The sequence below is a fragment of the Modestobacter versicolor genome, assembly GCF_041028285.1.
Classification (GTDB): Bacteria; Actinomycetota; Actinomycetes; order Mycobacteriales; family Geodermatophilaceae; genus Modestobacter; species Modestobacter versicolor_A.
The window spans coordinates 111,978-129,094 of the sequence record NZ_JABGDB010000003.1 but is presented as its reverse complement, the minus strand read 5'-3'; the positions used below and the strand labels follow the sequence as shown (position 1 = coordinate 129,094).

General features: G+C 75.4%; 16 protein-coding genes. 11 read left to right on the top strand and 5 right to left on the bottom strand.

The window, feature by feature from the left end; all coding sequences use genetic code 11:
- Positions 1-31: 31 nt before the first annotated feature.
- Positions 32-3,406 carry a pyruvate carboxylase gene (locus HL054_RS11860; protein WP_369139211.1) on the bottom strand — a complete coding sequence of 1,125 codons (3,375 nt, stop codon included), beginning with the start codon at positions 3,404-3,406 and terminating at the stop codon, positions 32-34.
- Positions 3,407-3,549: 143 nt separating this feature from the next.
- On the opposite strand from HL054_RS11860, the gene HL054_RS11855 reads away from it, so the two are divergent.
- Both HL054_RS11855 and ilvA read left to right on the top strand, forming a co-directional pair.
- Complete coding sequence (locus HL054_RS11855) at positions 3,550-4,467, top strand: SDR family NAD(P)-dependent oxidoreductase (RefSeq protein ID WP_369139210.1); 918 nt, start codon at positions 3,550-3,552, stop codon at positions 4,465-4,467.
- Positions 4,468-4,570: 103 nt separating this feature from the next.
- Positions 4,571-5,830 carry a threonine ammonia-lyase IlvA gene (ilvA, locus tag HL054_RS11850; RefSeq protein ID WP_369139209.1) on the top strand — a complete coding sequence of 420 codons (1,260 nt, stop codon included), beginning with the start codon at positions 4,571-4,573 and terminating at the stop codon, positions 5,828-5,830.
- Here ilvA and HL054_RS11845 read toward each other — a convergent pair.
- Both HL054_RS11845 and HL054_RS11840 read right to left on the bottom strand, forming a co-directional pair.
- Positions 5,827-6,096, bottom strand: a complete 270-nt coding sequence (locus HL054_RS11845; protein ID WP_138758477.1) for a DUF2277 domain-containing protein — start codon at positions 6,094-6,096, stop codon at positions 5,827-5,829. The two genes, ilvA and HL054_RS11845, sit on opposite strands and share 4 nt — an antisense overlap.
- A gap of 118 nt (positions 6,097-6,214) precedes the next feature.
- Complete coding sequence (locus HL054_RS11840) at positions 6,215-7,402, bottom strand: acyl-CoA dehydrogenase family protein (protein WP_369139208.1); 1,188 nt, start codon at positions 7,400-7,402, stop codon at positions 6,215-6,217.
- A 117-nt stretch (positions 7,403-7,519) separates the two neighbouring features.
- On the opposite strand from HL054_RS11840, the gene HL054_RS11835 reads away from it, so the two are divergent.
- From HL054_RS11835 to HL054_RS11820, 4 genes are all read left to right on the top strand, one after another.
- Positions 7,520-8,110 (top strand): TetR/AcrR family transcriptional regulator, encoded by a 591-nt coding sequence (locus HL054_RS11835; protein WP_369139207.1) that lies wholly within the window; start codon positions 7,520-7,522, stop codon positions 8,108-8,110.
- 118 nt (positions 8,111-8,228) lie between these two features.
- Positions 8,229-9,293, top strand: a complete 1,065-nt coding sequence (locus HL054_RS11830; RefSeq protein WP_369139206.1) for a FecCD family ABC transporter permease — start codon at positions 8,229-8,231, stop codon at positions 9,291-9,293.
- Complete coding sequence (locus tag HL054_RS11825) at positions 9,290-10,378, top strand: FecCD family ABC transporter permease (protein WP_369139205.1); 1,089 nt, start codon at positions 9,290-9,292, stop codon at positions 10,376-10,378. The genes HL054_RS11830 and HL054_RS11825 overlap by 4 nt, the downstream gene beginning before the upstream one ends.
- Complete coding sequence (locus HL054_RS11820; RefSeq protein ID WP_369139204.1) at positions 10,375-11,211, top strand: ABC transporter ATP-binding protein; 837 nt, start codon at positions 10,375-10,377, stop codon at positions 11,209-11,211. The genes HL054_RS11825 and HL054_RS11820 overlap by 4 nt, the downstream gene beginning before the upstream one ends.
- 55 nt (positions 11,212-11,266) lie before the next feature.
- Here HL054_RS11820 and HL054_RS11815 read toward each other — a convergent pair whose 3' ends face one another.
- Positions 11,267-13,051: a BCCT family transporter gene (locus HL054_RS11815; protein WP_369139203.1), complete on the bottom strand. Its 1,785-nt coding sequence runs from the start codon at positions 13,049-13,051 to the stop codon at positions 11,267-11,269.
- A gap of 220 nt (positions 13,052-13,271) precedes the next feature.
- On the opposite strand from HL054_RS11815, the gene HL054_RS11810 reads away from it, so the two are divergent.
- Both HL054_RS11810 and HL054_RS11805 read left to right on the top strand, forming a co-directional pair.
- Complete coding sequence (locus HL054_RS11810; RefSeq protein ID WP_369139202.1) at positions 13,272-14,174, top strand: mechanosensitive ion channel family protein; 903 nt, start codon at positions 13,272-13,274, stop codon at positions 14,172-14,174.
- A complete protein-coding gene (locus HL054_RS11805; protein WP_369139201.1) occupies positions 14,171-14,731 on the top strand; it encodes a hypothetical protein in 561 nt (186 codons plus the stop codon). The genes HL054_RS11810 and HL054_RS11805 overlap by 4 nt, the downstream gene beginning before the upstream one ends.
- Positions 14,732-14,750: 19 nt before the next feature.
- On the opposite strand, the gene HL054_RS11800 is transcribed toward HL054_RS11805, so the two are convergent.
- Positions 14,751-15,782 (bottom strand): zinc-binding dehydrogenase, encoded by a 1,032-nt coding sequence (locus tag HL054_RS11800; protein WP_369139200.1) that lies wholly within the window; start codon positions 15,780-15,782, stop codon positions 14,751-14,753.
- A gap of 94 nt (positions 15,783-15,876) precedes the next feature.
- Between HL054_RS11800 and HL054_RS11795 the strand changes: the two genes are divergently transcribed.
- Genes HL054_RS11795 through HL054_RS11785 form a run of 3 tightly spaced genes read left to right on the top strand, consistent with a single transcriptional unit; the run spans position 15,877 to position 17,112 of the window.
- On the top strand, positions 15,877-16,341 hold the full coding sequence (locus HL054_RS11795; protein WP_369139199.1) for a hypothetical protein: 465 nt from the start codon (positions 15,877-15,879) through the stop codon (positions 16,339-16,341).
- A 2-nt stretch (positions 16,342-16,343) separates the two neighbouring features.
- On the top strand, positions 16,344-16,607 hold the full coding sequence (locus tag HL054_RS11790; RefSeq protein ID WP_369139198.1) for a DUF3817 domain-containing protein: 264 nt from the start codon (positions 16,344-16,346) through the stop codon (positions 16,605-16,607).
- A 25-nt stretch (positions 16,608-16,632) separates the two neighbouring features.
- On the top strand, positions 16,633-17,112 hold the full coding sequence (locus HL054_RS11785; protein WP_369139197.1) for a MarR family winged helix-turn-helix transcriptional regulator: 480 nt from the start codon (positions 16,633-16,635) through the stop codon (positions 17,110-17,112).
- Positions 17,113-17,117 lie beyond the last annotated feature (5 nt).

Below are 17,117 nucleotides of genomic sequence, written 5' to 3'. Positions count from 1 at the left end.
ACGGCTGGGAAACCCCCGCCGTCGTCCGGGCTCACCCCAGGACGACGAGCAGGTCCCCGCCCTCGACCTGCTGGACGGCGCCGATCGCCACCCGGCGCACCGTGCCCGCCGTGGGCGCGGTGATCGAGGCCTCCATCTTCATCGCCTCGATGGTGCCCACCTGCGCGCCCGCCTCGACCTCGTCGCCCTCGGCGACCGCGAGCGTCACCACCCCGGCGAACGGCGCTGCCACGTGGCCCGGGTCGCTGCGGTCGGCCTTCTCGGTGGGCTGGACGTCGGACGTGACGGACCGGTCCCGGACGCTGACCGGCCGCAGCTGGCCGTTGAGCGTGCACATCACCGTGCGCATGCCGCGCTCGTCCGCGTCCGAGACGGCCTCGATGCCGATCAGCAGCCGGACGCCGGGCTCCAGGTCGACCGAGTGCTCGGTGTTGGTGCGCAGCCCGTAGAGGAACTCCTTGCTGGGCAGCACGCTGGTGTCGCCGTAGGTGTCCCGGTGGGTGCGGAACTCCGCCGTCGGGCCGGGGAAGAGCAGCCGGTTCAGGGTGGCCCGCGGCTCCTGCGCCAGCCCCGCGACGTCCTCGTCGGTGAGGTCGGCGGGCGGCTGGGCCGGACGCCGGCCGGCCAGCGCCTTGCTGCGGAACGGCTCGGGCCAGCCGCCGGGCGGGTCGCCGAGCTCGCCGCGGAGGAAGCCGACGACGGAGTCGGGCAGGTCGAACCGGCCCGGGTCGGCGGCGAAGTCGTCGACCGCGACGCCGGCACCGACCAGCTGCAGCGCCAGGTCGCCGACCACCTTCGACGAGGGGGTGACCTTGACCAACCGGCCGAGCAGCCGGTCGGCCGCGGCGTACATCGCCTCGACCTCCTCGAACCGCTGCCCCAGCCCCAGCGCGATCGCCTGCTGCCGCAGGTTGGACAGCTGCCCGCCGGGGATCTCGTGGGTGTAGACCCGCCCGGTGGGCGCGGGCAGCCCGGACTCGAAGGGCGCGTAGACCCGGCGCACCGCCTCCCAGTAGGGCTCCAGGTCGTTGACCGCCCGCAGGTCCAGCCCGGTGGCCCGGTCGGTGTGGTCGGTGGCGGCGACGATGCTGCTCAGCGCCGGCTGGGACGTCGTCCCGGCCAGCGCCGCGCTGGCGCCGTCCACCGCGTCGACGCCGGCCTGCCAGGCGGCCATCAGCGTGGCCAGCTGCCCGCCGGGGGTGTCGTGGGTGTGCAGGTGCACCGGCAGGTCGAAGCGCTCGCGCAGCGCGCTGACCAGCGTGGCCGCGGCTGGCGGCCGGAGCAGCCCGGCCATGTCCTTGATCGCCAGCACGTGCGCCCCGGCCCCGACGATCTGCTCGGCCAGCCGCAGGTAGTAGTCCAGGTCGTAGAGCCGCTCGGCCGGGTCGGACAGGTCGGCGGTGTAGCAGAGCGCGACCTCGGCGACAGCCGTCCCGGTCTCCCGGACCGCGTCGATCGCCGGGCGCATCTGGCCGACGTCGTTGAGCGCGTCGAACACCCGGAACACGTCGATCCCGGTGCGGGCGGCCTCCGCGACGAACGCCGACGTCACCTGCTCGGGGTAGGGCGTGTAGCCCACCGTGTTCCGGCCGCGGAGCAGCATCTGCAGGCAGATGTTCGGCACCGCCTCGCGCAGCGCGGCCAGCCGGTCCCAGGGGTCCTCGTGCAGGAAGCGCAGCGCGACGTCGTAGGTCGCCCCGCCCCAGGCCTCGATGCTCAGCAGCTGCGGGATCGCCCGGGCCACGTGCCCGGCGACGGCGAGCAGGTCCTTGGTGCGCACCCGGGTGGCCAGCAGCGACTGGTGGGCGTCCCGGAAGGTGGTGTCGGTGACCGCGAGGGCGGTGCTCGCCCGCAGGTCGGCGGCGAACCGCTCGGGGCCGAGCTCGCGCAGCCGGTCCCGGGAGCCGTCCAGCGGGTGCAGGGCCATGTCCAGCCGGGGCAGCTTCTCCACCGGGTCGACCAGGTGCGGCCGCTCGCCGTTCGGCCGGTTCACCGTGACGTCGGCCAGGTAGGCCAGCATCTTGGTGCCGCGGTCGGCCGACGACCGGGCGGTGAGCAGCTCGGGCCGCTCCTCGATGAACGCCGTCGTCACCCGGCCGGCCTGGAAGTCCGGGTCGTCCAGCACCGCCTGCAGGAACGGGATGTTGGTGGACACCCCGCGGATCCGGAACTCGGCGACCGCGCGCCGGGCCCGCGCCACCGCGATGTCCCAGGTGCGGCCGCGGCAGGTGAGCTTGACCAGCATCGAGTCGAAGTAGGCGCCCACCTCCGCGCCCAGGGTGGCCGCGCCGTCCAGCCGGACCCCCGCGCCGCCCGGCGAGCGGTAGGCGGTGATCCGGCCGGTGTCCGGGCGGAAGCCGTTGGCCGGGTCCTCGGTGGTGATCCGGGTCTGCAGCGCCGCGCCCCGCAACACGATCGCGTCTTGGGTGAGACCCAGGTCGGCCAGGGTCTCCCCCGCGGCGATCCGCAGCTGGCTCTGCACCAGGTCGACGTCGGTGACCTCCTCGGTGACCGTGTGCTCGACCTGGATCCGCGGGTTCATCTCGATGAACACGTGCCGGCCCTCGCGGTCGACCAGGAACTCCACCGTGCCGGCGCAGGTGTAGCCGATCGACCGGGCGAAGGCGACGGCGTCGGCGCACATCCGCTCGCGGAGCGCGGGGTCCAGGTTGGGGGCCGGGGCGATCTCGATGACCTTCTGGTGGCGGCGCTGCACGGAGCAGTCGCGCTCGTAGAGGTGGATGACCTCCCCGGAGGCGTCGGCCAGCACCTGCACCTCGATGTGCCGCGGCTCCAGGACGGCCTGCTCGAGGAAGACCGTCGCGTCGCCGAACGCCGACTCCGCCTCCCGCATGGCCGCCTCGATGGCGCCGCGCAGCTCGGCACGCTCGGTGACCCGGCGCATCCCGCGCCCGCCGCCGCCGGCGACGGCCTTGACGAACACCGGGCCCTCGATGGCGTCGGCGGCGGCCAGCAGCACGTCGACGTCGTCGCTCGGCTCGGTGCCCTGGAGCACCGGCAGGCCGGCCGCCCGGGCCGCGGCGATCGCCCGGGACTTGTCGCCGGTCAGCTCCAGCACCGCGGCCGACGGGCCGATGAAGGTGATCCCGGCCCGGGCGCACGCCTCGGCCAGCTCCGGGTTCTCCGACAGGAAGCCGTAGCCGGGGTAGACGGCGTCGGCACCGGCGCGCTGGGCGGCGCGGACGATCTCCTCGACGTCGAGGTAGGCCCGCACCGGGTGGCCGGGGGCGCCGATCTCGTAGCTCTCGTCGGCCTTGAGCCGGTGCACGGAGTTGCGGTCCTCGTGCGGGAAGACGGCCACCGTCCCGGCCCCGAGCTCGTAGGCCGCCCGGAAGGCGCGGACGGCGATCTCGCCGCGGTTGGCGACCAGGACCTTCTCGAACACGGGGGTCTCCTCTCGTGCCGGGCCGGCCCACCGGGACGTCCTCGTGGGGCCAGACCGTAGCGGCGCGCCGGGACGGTGGCCCCGCGGCGTTCTCCGTTGCGCACGACAGGAGTGCCCGGCGGCTGCCGGGGTAGCCCCCGGACGTGACTGCCGAGACCCCCGACGACGTCTCCTCCGCCCGCGCGCTGCAGGAGGTCGTGCTCGTGATCGGCGCCTCCAGCGGCATCGGCCGGGCCACCGCCGTCCAGTTCGCCGGGCGTGGCGCCTCGCTGGTGCTGGTCGCCCGCAGTGCCGCCACCCTGGCCGACGCCGCGGCCGACTGCCGGCGCGCCGGCGCCACCGCGGTCGAGTGCGTGCCGGCCGACGTGCTCGACCCCGCGGCGGTGCAGGCCGCCGTCGACCGCGCCACGACCACCTTCGGCCGGCTGGACGTCGTCGTCCACGCGGCCACCGTGATGGCCTACGGGCGGATCGAGGACGTGCAGCCCGACGTCTTCGAGCGGGTCGTGGACACCGCGGTGCTGGGCACGTTCAACGTGTTCCGGGCGGTGCTGCCGGTGCTGCGCGCGCAGCGGCGCGGGCACGTGGTGGTGGTCAGCTCGCTGCTCGCCTCCATCACCGCGCCGACCATGGGCGCCTACGTGACGGCGAAGTGGGGCCAGCTCGGCCTGGTCCGCACCCTGCAGCAGGAGCTGCGCGAGCTGCCCGACGTGCACGTCTCCGCCGTCGCCCCCGGCGGGGTCACCACGCCGATCTACGACCAGGCCGCCACCGTGCTGGGCAACACCGGCCACCCGCCGCCGCCGGTCTACACCCCGGAGCGGGTGGCCCGGGCGATCGTGTCGCGCATCGACACCCCGCGCCGGCTCAAGCAGTCCGGGTTCCTCAACCCGCTGATCATCGCCGGGTTCCGGCTGTTCCCGCCGGTGTTCGACACCCTGGTCGGGCCGCTGCTGAAGGTGTTCGGGATGGCGCGGGACAGCGTGCCGCCGACCACCGGCAACGTCTTCGCGCCGGTGCCGGAGAAGGAGTCCACCCGCGGCACCTACTGGGGCATCTGACCGCTCCCGGGACACCCCCTGCGCACGGTAGAGCCCTGCCCACCCCGGTGGGCAGGGCTCTACCGTGCGCGGACCCCTTCCCGGCGCCGGGCAGGATGGACGGGTGACCGACGTGCGCACCCGCTTCTCCGCCGAGGTGGCGGCCGCCGCCCACCGGCTGGCCGGCGTCGCCGAGCGCACGCCGCTGCAGCGCAACGCCCGGCTCTCCGAGCTGACCGGCGCCGCCGTGTGGGTCAAGCGCGAGGACCTGCAGGTCGGGCGCTCGTACAAGGTGCGCGGCGCCTACAACACGATCAGCCAGCTGGACGACGTCCGGCGGGCGGCCGGCGCGGTGACCGCCAGCGCCGGAAACCACGGGCAGGGCGTGGCCTACGCCTGCCGGGTCCTCGGCGTGCGGGGCAAGGTGTTCGTGCCCGGGACGACGCCCCGGCAGAAGCGGCAGCGGATCGCCGCGCTCGGCGGGGACATGGTCGAGCTCGTCGTCCACGGCGACACCTACGACGACGCGGCGGCCTCGGCCGCCGAGCACGCCCGGTCGACCGGCGCGACCCTGGTGCCGGCGTTCGACGCGCTGTCCACGGTCGTCGGCCAGGCCACCGTGGCCGCCGAGCTGTTCGACCAGCTGGGCGGGGCCCCGGACGTCGTCGTCCTGCCGGTCGGTGGCGGCGGGCTGCTGGCCGGCTGCGCCACCTGGCTGCGCGAGCACGCGCCGGGCACCCGGCTGGTCGGCGTGGAGCCGGCCGGCGCGGCCGGGATGGCGGCGGCGCTGGCGGCCGGGCGCCCGGTCGAGCTGGCCGAGATCGACACCTTCGTCGACGGCGCCTCGGTGCGCCGGGCCGGCGACGTGACCTTCCCGCTGGTGCGTGACTCCGGCGCCGAGCTGGTGACCGTGCCCGAGGGGCAGGTGTGCACCGAGATGCTGGAGCTCTACCAGGTCGACGGGGTGATCGCCGAGCCCGCCGGGGCGCTGGCCAGTGCCGCGCTGACCAGCGGCGCCGTCGTCGTCGAGCCCGGCCAGACGGTGGTGACCCTGCTGTCGGGCGGCAACAACGACGTCAGCCGGTACGCCGAGGTGGTCGAGCGGTCACTGGTGCACCGCGGGCTCAAGCACTACTTCCTGGTGGAGTTCCCGCAGGAGCCCGGTGCGCTGCGCCGGTTCCTCGACGAGGTGCTCGGCCCGGACGACGACATCGTGCTGTTCGAGTACGTGAAGCGGGACAACCGGGAGACCGGCGCGGCGCTCACCGGCATCGAGCTGGGCAGCGTCGAGGGGCTGGCGCCGCTGCTGGCCCGGATCGAGTCCGGCCCGCTCAAGATCGAGCACCTCGCCCCGGGGACGACCGCGTACCGCTTCCTCGTCTAGCGGGCGTACCGCACCGCGGCCCGGGCACGGGCCTGGGCGGCGAGCACCTCGCGGTCCTTGGGCGGCGCGGTGGTGACCAGGTCGGCGAGCAGGTGCTCGGTGGCGTGCGCGATCTCCTCGACCGCCCGGTCGAACGCCGCCTGGTTGGCCTGCGAGGGCTTCGCCGAGCCGCTCACCTTGCGGACGTACTGCAGCGCGGCCGCCCGGACCTCGTCCGACGTCGTCGCCGGCGCGAGGTTGTGCAGCACGTGGATGTTCCGGCACATGCCCCGCAGCGTAGGAGCGGCACGGCCCCGCCGTCAGCCCTCGCCTCCCCGCGGAGATGGCCATCTTCGCCGGGTCCGCAGGGGCGGAGATGGCCATCTCCGGGGCTGGGGCACCGGGTCAGGCGGGGGTGGGGACGCCGGTGACCGTGGTCCGGTCGGTGCCGCCGCGGGCCAGCGCGCGGCTGATCACCACCCGCTGGATCTGGTTGGTGCCCTCGAAGATCTGCATGACCTTGGCCTCGCGCATGTACCGCTCGACCGGGAAGTCGCGGGTGTAGCCGTAGCCGCCGAACACCTGGACGGCGTCGGTGGTCACCTTCATCGCGTTGTCGGTGCAGACCAGCTTGGCGATCGCCGCCTGCCGGGCGTACGGCTGCCCGGCGTCCTTGAGCCGGGCGGCGGCCAGGTAGACCGCCCGCGACGTCTCCACGGCCGCGGCCATGTCGGCGATCAGGAACGCCAGCCCCTGGTGCTCGATGATCCGCACGCCGAAGGTCTCCCGCTCCTTGGCGTAGGCCAGCGCGTCGTCCAGCGCGCCCTGGGCCAGGCCGGTGGCCACGGCGGCGATGCCCAGCCGACCGGCGTCCAGCCCGGCCAGCGCGATCGCCAGCCCCTCGCCCTCGGCGCCCAGCCGGCGGTCGGCGTCGACCCGCACGCCCTCGAAGCGCATGGTCGCGGTCGTCGAGCCGGTCAGCCCCATCTTCCGCTCGGCCGGGTCGGCGGACAGCCCCGCGGCGTCGGCCGGCACGAGGAAGCAGGAGATGCCGCGGGACCGGTCCTCCGACGTCCGGGCCATCACCTTGTAGACGTCGGCCCGGCCGCCGTGCGTCGTCCAGGCCTTGTCGCCGGTGAGCACGTAGGAGTCGCCGTCCCGGAGGGCGGTGGTGCGCATCGCCGCTGGGTCGGAGCCGGCGTGCGGCTCGGACAGGCAGTAGGCGCCGAGCAGCTCCCCGCCGAGCAGCTCGGGCAGCCAGCGCTGCTGCTGCTCGGCGGTGCCCCGGGTCGCCAGCCCGAAGCAGGACAGCCCGTGCACGCTGACGCCCACCGCGACGCTGGCCCAGACGGCGGCGAGCTCCTCGAGGACCTGCAGGTAGACCTCGTAGGACTGGCCGCCGCCGCCGACGTCCTCGCCGTAGGGCAGCCCGAGCAGCCCGGCCCGGCCGAGGGTGCGGAACACCTCGCGGGGGAAGACCTCGTCGGCCTCCGCGGCCACCACCCGGGGCGCCAGCTCCTCGCGGGCCAGCTGCCGCGTCAGGTCGAGCAGGTCGGCAGCCTCCTGCGTGGGGACCAGGCGGGACACGGGCACGGGGCACCTCCGGTGGGCCGGGACGCCGTCGTCCCGGACTGGTGTCAGTACTCAGGGACTGTACGCAGTACTGAGGACGGCGGCGGCGCTACTGTCCGGTGCGCCTGAGGAGGGGTGATGACGACGCTGGACACCCGCAGCACCCGTGGCCCGGCCCGCCGGGAGGAGCTGCTCGACGAGCTGGTCGCCCTCGTGCTGGCCGAGGGGTTCGCCGCCTTCACCCTCGACGACCTGGCCCGCCGGCTGCGCTGCTCGAAGAGCACCCTGTACGGCCTGGCGGCCAGCAAGGAGCAGCTGGTCGTCGCCGTGGTGAAGCGCTTCTTCCAGCGCGCCACCGCCGCGGTCGAGCAGCGCGCCGCCGTCCCGACCGACCACCGCGCACGGATCAGCGCCTACCTGCTCGCCGTGTCCGAGCAGCTGCGGCCCGCCTCGCCGGCCTTCTTCGCCGACGTGGCGGCGTTCGCCCCCGCGCGGGAGATCTACGAGCGCAACACCCGCTCGGCCGCCGGCCGGGTGCAGCGGATGGTCACCGACGGGCTGGCCGCCGGGACGATCCGCCCGGTGCACGCCTCGTTCGTCGGGGCCGCGGTCGCCTCGGTGATGGCGGCCATCCACCGCGGGGAGATCACCGCCGCCACCGGCCTGGACGACGCCGCCGCCTACCGCGAGCTGGCCGACCTCGTGGTCGCGGGCACCGCCCCCGGCTGAACCGGCGGGCCGCTGCCCGTCCACGGTGCGGACCGCCAGGTAAGGTGAGGCTAACCAGTCCGGCAGGACTGCCCCGCCTACCGGGCCGTCGCGCCCCCGCCGTCCCCAGGAGCCGCCCGTGGCGCAGCGCACGGCTGACCTGCCGACGGCCCAGGCGACCGCCCCCCGCGGTGGCCTGCTCCGCGGCGCCGGCCCGCGGGTGCTGGGCCTGTGGGTGCTGGTCGCCCTCGTCGTGGTCACCTGCGCGCTGAGCATCGCCGTGGGCACCCGGTCGATCGGGCTGGGCACCGTCTGGCAGGCGCTGCTGGACGGCAGCACGCCCGGCGACGAGACGGTGATCGTCCGCGAGCTGCGGGTGCCGCGCACCCTGCTGGGCCTGCTGGCCGGCGTCTCGCTGGGCATCTCCGGTGCGCTGATGCAGGGCCACACCCGCAACCCGCTGGGCGACCCGGGGCTGCTCGGCGTCACCGCCGGCGCGTCGCTGGCCGTGGTGCTCTCCATCTGGCTGCTCGGTGTCGCCTCGCCGTCGGGCTACGTCTGGTTCGCCTTCCTGGGCGCGCTGCTGGGCAGCGTCGCGGTCTACCTGATCGGCTCGTCCGGCCGCGGCGGGGCGACGCCGGTGAGCCTGGCGCTGGCCGGCTCGGCGATGAGCTACCTGATCTACGCCCTGGTCCAGGCGATCACCATCCGGGAGACCGAGGCGCTGGACTCCTTCCGGTTCTGGGTGGTCGGCGCGCTCGCCGGCCGGGACGCCGACGTCGTCACCCAGGTCGCCCCGTTCGTCGTCGTCGGCGTGGTGCTGGCGCTGGTCAACGCCCCGGCGCTGAACCTGCTCGGGCTCGGCGAGGACGTCGCCCGGGGCCTGGGCCAGCGGATCTGGCTGGCCCGCGCGGTCGGGCTGCTGTCGATCACCCTGCTCACCGGGGCGGCCACCGCGGCCTGCGGCCCGATCGCCTTCGTCGGGCTGGTCGTGCCGCACGTCGCCCGCACCATCACCGGGCCCGACCACCGCTGGCTGATCCCGTACTCCGGCCTGCTCGGCGTGGTCTTCCTGCTGCTCGCCGACGTGTTCGGCCGGGTCGTCGCCCGCCCGGGCGAGCTGCAGGTCGGCATCGTGCTGGCCGTGGTCGGCGCACCGTTCTTCATCGCGCTGGTGCGGCGCCGGAAGCTGGTGTCGCTGTGACCGCGGTGGCCCCCACCCGCGCACCCGCGCCCGGGCCACGCCCCCGGCGGACCGTGCGGGTCGGCGGCTTCTCCACCACCTACCGCCGCCGCCAGCTCGTCGTCCCGCTGCTGGTGCTCGTCGTGCTGGTGCTGGCCGCCGCGCTGAGCCTCGGCCGCGGCGACTACCCGATCAGCGTCCTCGAGGTGCTCCGGGCCCTGGTCGGCCTGGGCGACGACACCCAGCGCTTCATCGTGCTGGAGCTGCGCGCCCCGCGGGTGGCCGTGGCCGTGCTGGTCGGCATCGCGCTGGGCATCTCCGGTGCGCTGATCCAGACCTTCGCCCGCAACCCGCTGGCCAGCCCGGACGTCCTCGGCGTCACCGGCGGGGCCTCGATCGGCGCGGTCACGGTCATCGTGCTGGGCGGCACCTCGGCGAGCGGGGCGCTCGGCGGCCTCGGCCTGCCCGCCGCGGCCCTGGTCGGCGGCCTGCTCATGGCGTTCCTGGTGTTCGGCCTGGCCTGGAACAAGGGCGTCGACGGCTACCGGCTTGTTCTGGTCGGCATCGGGCTGTCCGCGATGGCCCAGGCGGTGGTCAGCTACCTGCTCACCCGCAGCGACATCCAGGACGCCGCGGTCGCCAACGTCTGGATCACCGGCTCGCTCAACGGCCGCGGCTGGGACCAGGCGGTGCCGCTGACCGTCGCCCTGGTGGTGCTGGTGCCCGCGGCCCTGGCGCTGAGCCGGGTGCTCGGCGCGCTGCAGTTCGGCGACGACACCGCCCGGGGGCTGGGCGTGCGGGTCCCGCAGGCGCAGGCGGTCACCGTGGTCGTCGCCGTGGCGCTGGCCGCCTTCGCGGTCTCCGCCGCCGGCCCGATCCAGTTCGTCGCCCTCGTCGTGCCGCAGATCGCCGTCCGGCTGACCGGCGGCTCCCGCCCGCCGCTGCTGGCCGCCGGCCTGCTCGGCGCGCTGCTGGTCGTGGCCAGCGACCTCGTCGCGCGCACCGTGCTGCCGGCCACGTTCCCCGTCGGGGTCGTGACCGCGGTCGTCGGCGCCCCCTACCTGCTCTGGCTCCTGGTCCGCGGAAGGCGGCTGACCACCCTGTGACCACCTCCACGCACTCCTCCGCCGTCCCGGCGGTCGTGCCGCCCGCGCCGGTGCGGCTGGCCGCCGACGGCGTCCGGCTGGCCTACGGCGACAAGGTCGTCGTCGACGACCTGGACCTGCAGCTGACCGACGGCTCGTTCACCGCGATCGTCGGCCCGAACGGCTGCGGCAAGTCGACGCTGCTGCGCGCGCTCGGCCGGCTGCTGCGGCCGACCGCCGGCAGCGTGCTGCTCGACGGCCGGGCGATCACCTCGACCCCCACCCGGGAGGTCGCCAAGGTGCTCGGCCTGCTCCCGCAGACCCCGATCGCCCCGGAGGGCCTCACCGTCGCCGACCTGGTCGCCCGCGGCCGGCACCCGCACCAGAGCTGGCTGCGCCAGTGGTCCTCGGACGACGAGGCGGTGGTCACCGAGGCGCTGACCTGGACCGACATGGCCGACCACGCCGACTCCCCGGTCGACGCGCTGTCCGGCGGGCAGCGGCAACGGGCGTGGATCTCGATGGCGCTGGCGCAGGGCACCGACCTGCTGCTGCTCGACGAGCCGACGACCTACCTCGACCTCGCCCACCAGGTCGACGTGCTGGAGCTGGTCGGCCGGCTGCACACCGAGCGCGGCCGGACCGTCGTGGTGGTGCTGCACGACCTCAACCTCGCCGCCCGGTACGCCGAGCGGCTGGTGGCCATGAAGGACGGCGTGCTGGTCGCTTCCGGCCCGCCCGCGGAGGTGCTCACCGAGCAGCTGCTGGCCGACGTGTTCGACCTGGAGGCCCGGGTGGTGCCCGACCCGGTCACCGGGACGCCGATGGTGGTGCCGGTCCGCCGGCTGCGCTGACGACGACGGCCCCCTCGCCGTCGGGCGAGGGGGCCGTCGTGCTGCCGCGGGGCTGCTAGCCGCGCGGGTCCTGCGGCCGGCCGGCCGGGACGTCCTCCGGCAGCGGGGCGCCCCCGTTCGGCGTCGGCTCCACCACCAGCTGGAAGTCCTCGCCGTGCCGGGTGATGCCCTCGACGACGGCCTGCTCGACCGCCTCGCTGGCGTAGGCGCGGCGCAGCACCATCGGGTCCGAGCGCAGGTCCTTGGCCAGCGCGACGGCCAGCCCGACCATCACCAGGGCGAACGGCAGCGCCGCGATGATCGTCAGGTTCTGCAGCCCGGTCAGCGCGTCGTCCCCGCCGACCAGCAGCATGATCGCCGCGACCGCGCCCATCACGACGCCCCAGAAGACGACGATGCCCCTGCTCGGCGACAGCGTGCCCCGCTCGGACAGGGAGCCCATCACGATCGAGGCGGCGTCCGCGCCGGAGACGAAGAAGATCGCCACCAGCAGCATCACCAGCACCGTCATGGCGGTGGCCAGCGGGTACTGCTCGAGGACGCCGAACAGCTGCCCCTCCGAGGTCGCCTGGCCGGCCACGTCGGTGCCGTCGCGCTGCGCGGCGATGCCGGCACCGCCGAAGACGGCGAACCAGACCAGGCTGACCACGCTGGGCACCAGCAGCACGCCGGTGACGAACTGCCGGATCGTGCGACCGCGGCTGATCCGGGCGATGAACAGGCCGACGAACGGCGTCCAGCTGATCCACCAGGCCCAGTAGAAGACCGTCCAGCCGCGCAGCCACTCGGCCATCGCGTCGCCGCCGGAGGCCTCGGTGCGCCCGGCCATCTCCCCGAGGTCGGAGAAGTACGCCCCGATCGCCTCGGGCACCAGGTTGAGGATGAAGACGGTCGGGCCGACCACGAACACGAAGACGGCCAGCACCAGCGCCAGCACCATGTTGGTGTTCGACAGCCACTGGATGCCGCGGGCCACCCCGGACACCGCCGAGGCGACGAACGCCGCGGTCAGCACGGCGATGATGCCGACCAGCACGCCGTTGCCGACGTCACCGGCCCAGCCGAGGATCTCCATCCCGCTGCCGATCTGCAGCGCACCCAGGCCCAGGGACGCCGCCGAGCCGAACAGCGTGGCGAAGATCGCCAGCACGTCGATGACCCGACCGGCGGGGCCCTCGGCGCGGCGCCGGCCGATCAGCGGGGCGAACGCGGCGCTGATCAGCTGCCGGCGGCCGCGGCGGAAGGTGCCGTAGGCGATGGCCAGCCCGACGACGGCGTAGATCGCCCACGGGTGCAGCGACCAGTGGAACAGCGTGGTGGCCATCGCGGTGCGCGCGGCGTCGGCGGTCTCCGCCTCCACGGTGCCCGGCGGCGGGGAGACGTAGTGCCCCAGCGGCTCGGCGACGCCGTAGAACATCAGCCCGATGCCCATGCCGGCGCTGAACATCATCGCGACCCAGGAGACGGTGCGGAACTCCGGCGTCTCGTCGTCGCGGCCCAGCGGGATGCGTCCGTAACGGCTTGCGGCCAGCCAGATCACGAACACCACGAACGCCGAGGCCAGGACGACGAACAGCCAGCCCAGGTTGGTCTCGATCCAGGTCAGCGCTCCTCCGCTGGCGCTGGCCAGACCGTCGGACGCGAGGAAGCCCCAGGCGACGAAGGCCAGGGCGACGGCGGCGGCGACGCCGAACACGACAGTGTCCAGCCGGCCGGTGCCCTCGGCCTCCCCCTCCGGCGGCTGGGCCAGGGCGGGGTGCCAGTGGGGCAGCGGGTTCAGCCGCTTGGTGATCGACTCGCGTCGTCCGCGGCCGGGTGGTGCGGTGTGGGTACTCGACACGACTGGATGCGGCACCGTCGTCCGGTGCCTCTCCCTTCCCTCGACGTGCACGGCTTCGGCCCGCTGGAACCGGGGCTGGGGCTGCGGGCCGGACGCTCCACCGTGCGCGCCCGGGCGCCGTTCGCGCAAACCGGGAGATCACGGATCGATCTCGGCGGCGGCGCGCCGGGGCGGGCCCCGGGTGCCGCCCGGGCGGCCCGGCGCGGGACACTGGACGGCGATGGACGACTTCCTGAACTGGCTCCGCGGCCCCGGCCTCGAGGCGCTGCTGATCATCCTCGGCGCCGTCCTGCTCGCCCGCTTCGTGAGCTGGCTGGGGAACCGGATCACCGACCGGATCGACGCCGCCGCGACCGGCTCGGACGCCCTGGTCCGGTCCGAGGCGGCCAAGCACCGGCACTCCCTCACCCAGGTGCTGACCTGGGCGGCGATCGTGCTGATCTGGTCGGTGACGATCTTCTTCGTGCTGGAGCGGCTGGGCGTGCCGGTCACCGGCCTCGTCGCCCCGGCGACGGTGCTCGGCGTCGGCCTGGGCTTCGGCGCCCAGCGGGTGGTCGGCGACGTGCTGGCCGGCTTCTTCCTGATCACCGAGCGGCAGTACGGCTTCGGCGACGTGGTCGCGATCCAGGTCGTCGGGGGCGGCGACCCGGCCGAGGGGACCGTCGAGGACGTCAACCTGCGGATCACCCGGTTGAGGTCGGTGAACGGCGAGGTGGTCATCGTCCCCAACGGGCAGATCGTCAAGGTCGTCAACCTGTCCCGCGACTGGGCCCGGGCCGTCGTCGACGTGCCGGTGCCCTCGAGCACCGACGTGAACCGGGTGCAGGAGGTGCTGCGGGAGGTCGGCCGGCGGGCCTACGCCGACGAGCGGCTGCACCGGCTGCTGCTGGACACCCCGAGCGTGATGGGCGTGGAGAGCCTGGCGCTGGACGAGGTCAACCTGCGGATCGTCGCCCGCACCCTGCCCGGCAAGCAGTTCGAGGTCGGCCGCGACCTGCGCGCCCGGGTGGCGCTGGCGCTGTCCCGCGAGGGCGTCTCGCTGCGGGCCAGCAGCGCGCAGGAGGTCGACGTCCAGGACGAGGCGCTGGCCGAGGACCGCGCCCGCAGCGGAGGTGCCGCATGACCCGCCCGTCGGACGACGTCCCCACCACGGTGATCCCGCAGCAGACGGTCGAGCAGCCGGCGGTGACCACGGCCCCGGCCACCCGCCGGGCGGGGCTGCGGTCGCACGTCCCGGCGCGGATCGGCCGGGCGCGCACCTCCACCGTGGTCATCGGCTGCCTGTTCGTGCTGGGGCTCGGCCTCAACGCCGCCCTCCCGCGCGAGGAGGACGAGACGGTCCCGGTGACCACCTCCGACGGCCGGACGGTCGACGTGCCGCGGTCCGCCCTGCCCGACGACTACGTGCCGCCCACCCCGACCCCCACGCCCGCCGCGCCGAGCTCCACCACGCCGCCGGCTCCCACGTCGACGCCTGCTCCCACCAGCCAGGCGCCGCAGTCCACCGCCGAGGAGGACGAGGAGACGACGCCGGCGCCGGCCCCGACGACCCGGTCGCAGGGCTCCACCAGCGCACCGTCGTCCACGCGCCCCTCGACGACCAGCCGGGCACCCGCGTCCAGCGCCGAGCGGACCGTGGAGGACGAGCCGACCGCGACGCCGAGCGAGTCGACCGGCTGACCGGCGGCCCCGGCCGGCGTCAGAACGAGGTGACCACCGCGATGCCCGGCTCCCGGCCCACGGCCGCCAGCGCGTCGCCGGCCCCGTCCAGGTCGAGCTCACGGGTCACCAGCAGGTCCGGCCGCAGCCGGCCGGCCGCGATCAGCGACAGCATCGCCGGGTAGTCGGCGGCGGCCATCCCGTGGCTGCCCAGCACCGCCAGCTCCTCCGCGATCACCCGGTCCATCGGGACCACCGGCCGCCCGAGCGCCGGCGGCAGCAGCCCGACCTGCACGTGCCGGCCGCGCCACCGCAGCCCGGCGACGGAGTTGCCGCAGGTCACCGTCGAGCCGAGGGCGTCCAGCGAGACGTGCGCCCCGCCGCCGGTCAGCTCCTGGACCGCGGCCGGCACGTCGCCCGCGGACCCGTCCACGACGTGCTCGGCGCCGCAGGCGCGGGCCAGCTCCAGCGCGCCGGGGGTGACGTCGACGGCGACCACCCGCGCGCCGGCGGCGACCGCCACCTGGACCGCGGACAGCCCCACCCCGCCGCAGCCGTGCACGGCCACCCACTCCCCCGGCCGCACCCGGCCCACCGCGGTGACGGCGCGGTAGGCGGTGGCGAACCGGCAGCCCAGGCTGGCCGCCGTGGCGAAGGGCATGTCCTCGGGCAGGGCGACCAGGTTGACGTCGGCGGCGTCCAGCGCGACGAGCTCGGCCAGCGACCCCCAGTGGGTGAAGCCGGGCTGGGTCTGGGCCGCGCACACCTGGCCGGCGCCGTCCCGGCAGGGTCCGCAGCGCCCGCAGGCGCAGACGAAGGGCACCGTCACCCGGTCGCCGACCGCCCAGTGGCGCACCCGCTCCCCGACCGCGGCCACGGTGCCGGCCAGCTCGTGGCCGGGGACGTGCGGCAGGACGACGTCCGGGTCGTGGCCCGACCAGCCGTGCCAGTCGCTGCGGCAGATGCCGCTGGCCCCCACCCGGACGACGACGCCGTCCGGCGCCGGCCGCGGGTCGTCGACCACCCGGACCGCCAGCGGGCCCCCGAACTCCTCGAACACCAGCGCGCGCACGCCGGACAGCCTGCCGGGGCGGCCGCCCGCCGGCACGACCGGCTTGTTTCAGTCTGACTGATACATTGACCGGACCACTGCCTCCGGAGGTGCCATGACCGAGTTCCTGCTCAGCGTCCACGTGCTCGCCGCGATCGTCTTCATCGGTCCGGTGACCGTGGCGGTGAGCCTCTTCCCGCGCTACGCCCGCGAGGCGGCCGGTGGGGCCCCGCCGCCGGGGGCGCTGCCGGCGGTGCACCTGCTGCACCGGATCACCCGGGTCTACGCCGTGCTGGCCCTGGTCGTCCCGGTGTTCGGCATCTCCACCGCGCTCGCCCTCGACGTGCTCACCGACGCCTGGCTGCTGGTCTCCATGCTGCTCACCGCGCTGGCGGGCCTGCTGCTGGCGCTGGTCGTGCTGCCCCGCCAGGCCGCCGTCCGCACCGCCCTGGACGCCGGGGCGGGCAGCGGCGGCGTCGACGTCCGGGCGCTGGCGATGGGCGCGGGAGTGTTCAACCTGCTGTGGGCCACGGTCGTCGTCCTGATGATCGTGCGGCCCGGCTCGACGACGGGGGTCTGAGCGTGGACCTCCGCTGGCTGCGGCTCGCCTCCTGGGCCGAGACGGTCTCCCTGCTGGTGCTGCTGGGCAACCTGGCCACCGTGCACGTCGAGCAGCTCGCCTCCGCGCTGGGACCGCTGCACGGGTGCGCCTACCTGGCCACCATCGCCACCGCGTTCTCGCTGCCGCTGCCCCGGCAGGCGCGCACGCTGACCCTCGTGCCCGGGGTCGGCGGTCTGCTGGCGCTGCGCCGGGCCGCGGCGAGCAGCCCGGCACCGCCGCGCTGACGCCCGGGGCTACTGTCCCTGGCCCATGACCGAGCCGCCGCCGTCCGCAGCCGGGGGTCCGCCGGCGGACAGCCCGGTGATGCTGACCATCCTGGCCGGGCGGGCCTGGGAGGCCCGGTTGGGCACCGCGCTGCGGGCGCACGGCCTCTCGCTGCGGCACCTGGGCGCGCTGGGCCACCTGGCCGCCACCCCGGGGCTGTCCTACACCGACCTCGCGCGCCGGGCGCACGTCACGGTGCAGAGCATGCACGCGACGGTGGCCACCCTGACCGGGCTGGGCGCCGTCCGCGAGCCCGCCGGCGGCCGCGGGCGCGCGGCGCTGCTGGAGGTGACCGACCGGGGGCGCGAGCTGCTGGCGACCGGCCGGGACGTCGTGGCCGCGCTGGACGCCGAGTTCACCGCCGCCCTGCCCCCGGCGGCGCGGGCCGGGCTGCCGCTGGGCCTGCTGGCCGGCCTGCGGGCGGCCGGGGGCCCGCCGGCCGGTCCCGGCGACCCACCAGACTGAGCCCC

Excerpts from the sequence above, each read along its gene's own strand:
- HL054_RS11845 (WP_138758477.1), bottom strand. The coding sequence starts at position 6,096 with ATGTGCCGGAACATCCACGTGCTGCACAACCTCGCGCCGGCGACGACG.
- HL054_RS11835 (WP_369139207.1), top strand. The coding sequence starts at position 7,520 with ATGACGACGCTGGACACCCGCAGCACCCGTGGCCCGGCCCGCCGGGAG.
- HL054_RS11810 (WP_369139202.1), top strand. The coding sequence starts at position 13,272 with ATGGACGACTTCCTGAACTGGCTCCGCGGCCCCGGCCTCGAGGCGCTG.
- HL054_RS11805 (WP_369139201.1), top strand. The coding sequence starts at position 14,171 with ATGACCCGCCCGTCGGACGACGTCCCCACCACGGTGATCCCGCAGCAG.
- HL054_RS11795 (WP_369139199.1), top strand. The coding sequence starts at position 15,877 with ATGACCGAGTTCCTGCTCAGCGTCCACGTGCTCGCCGCGATCGTCTTC.
- HL054_RS11785 (WP_369139197.1), top strand. The coding sequence starts at position 16,633 with ATGACCGAGCCGCCGCCGTCCGCAGCCGGGGGTCCGCCGGCGGACAGC.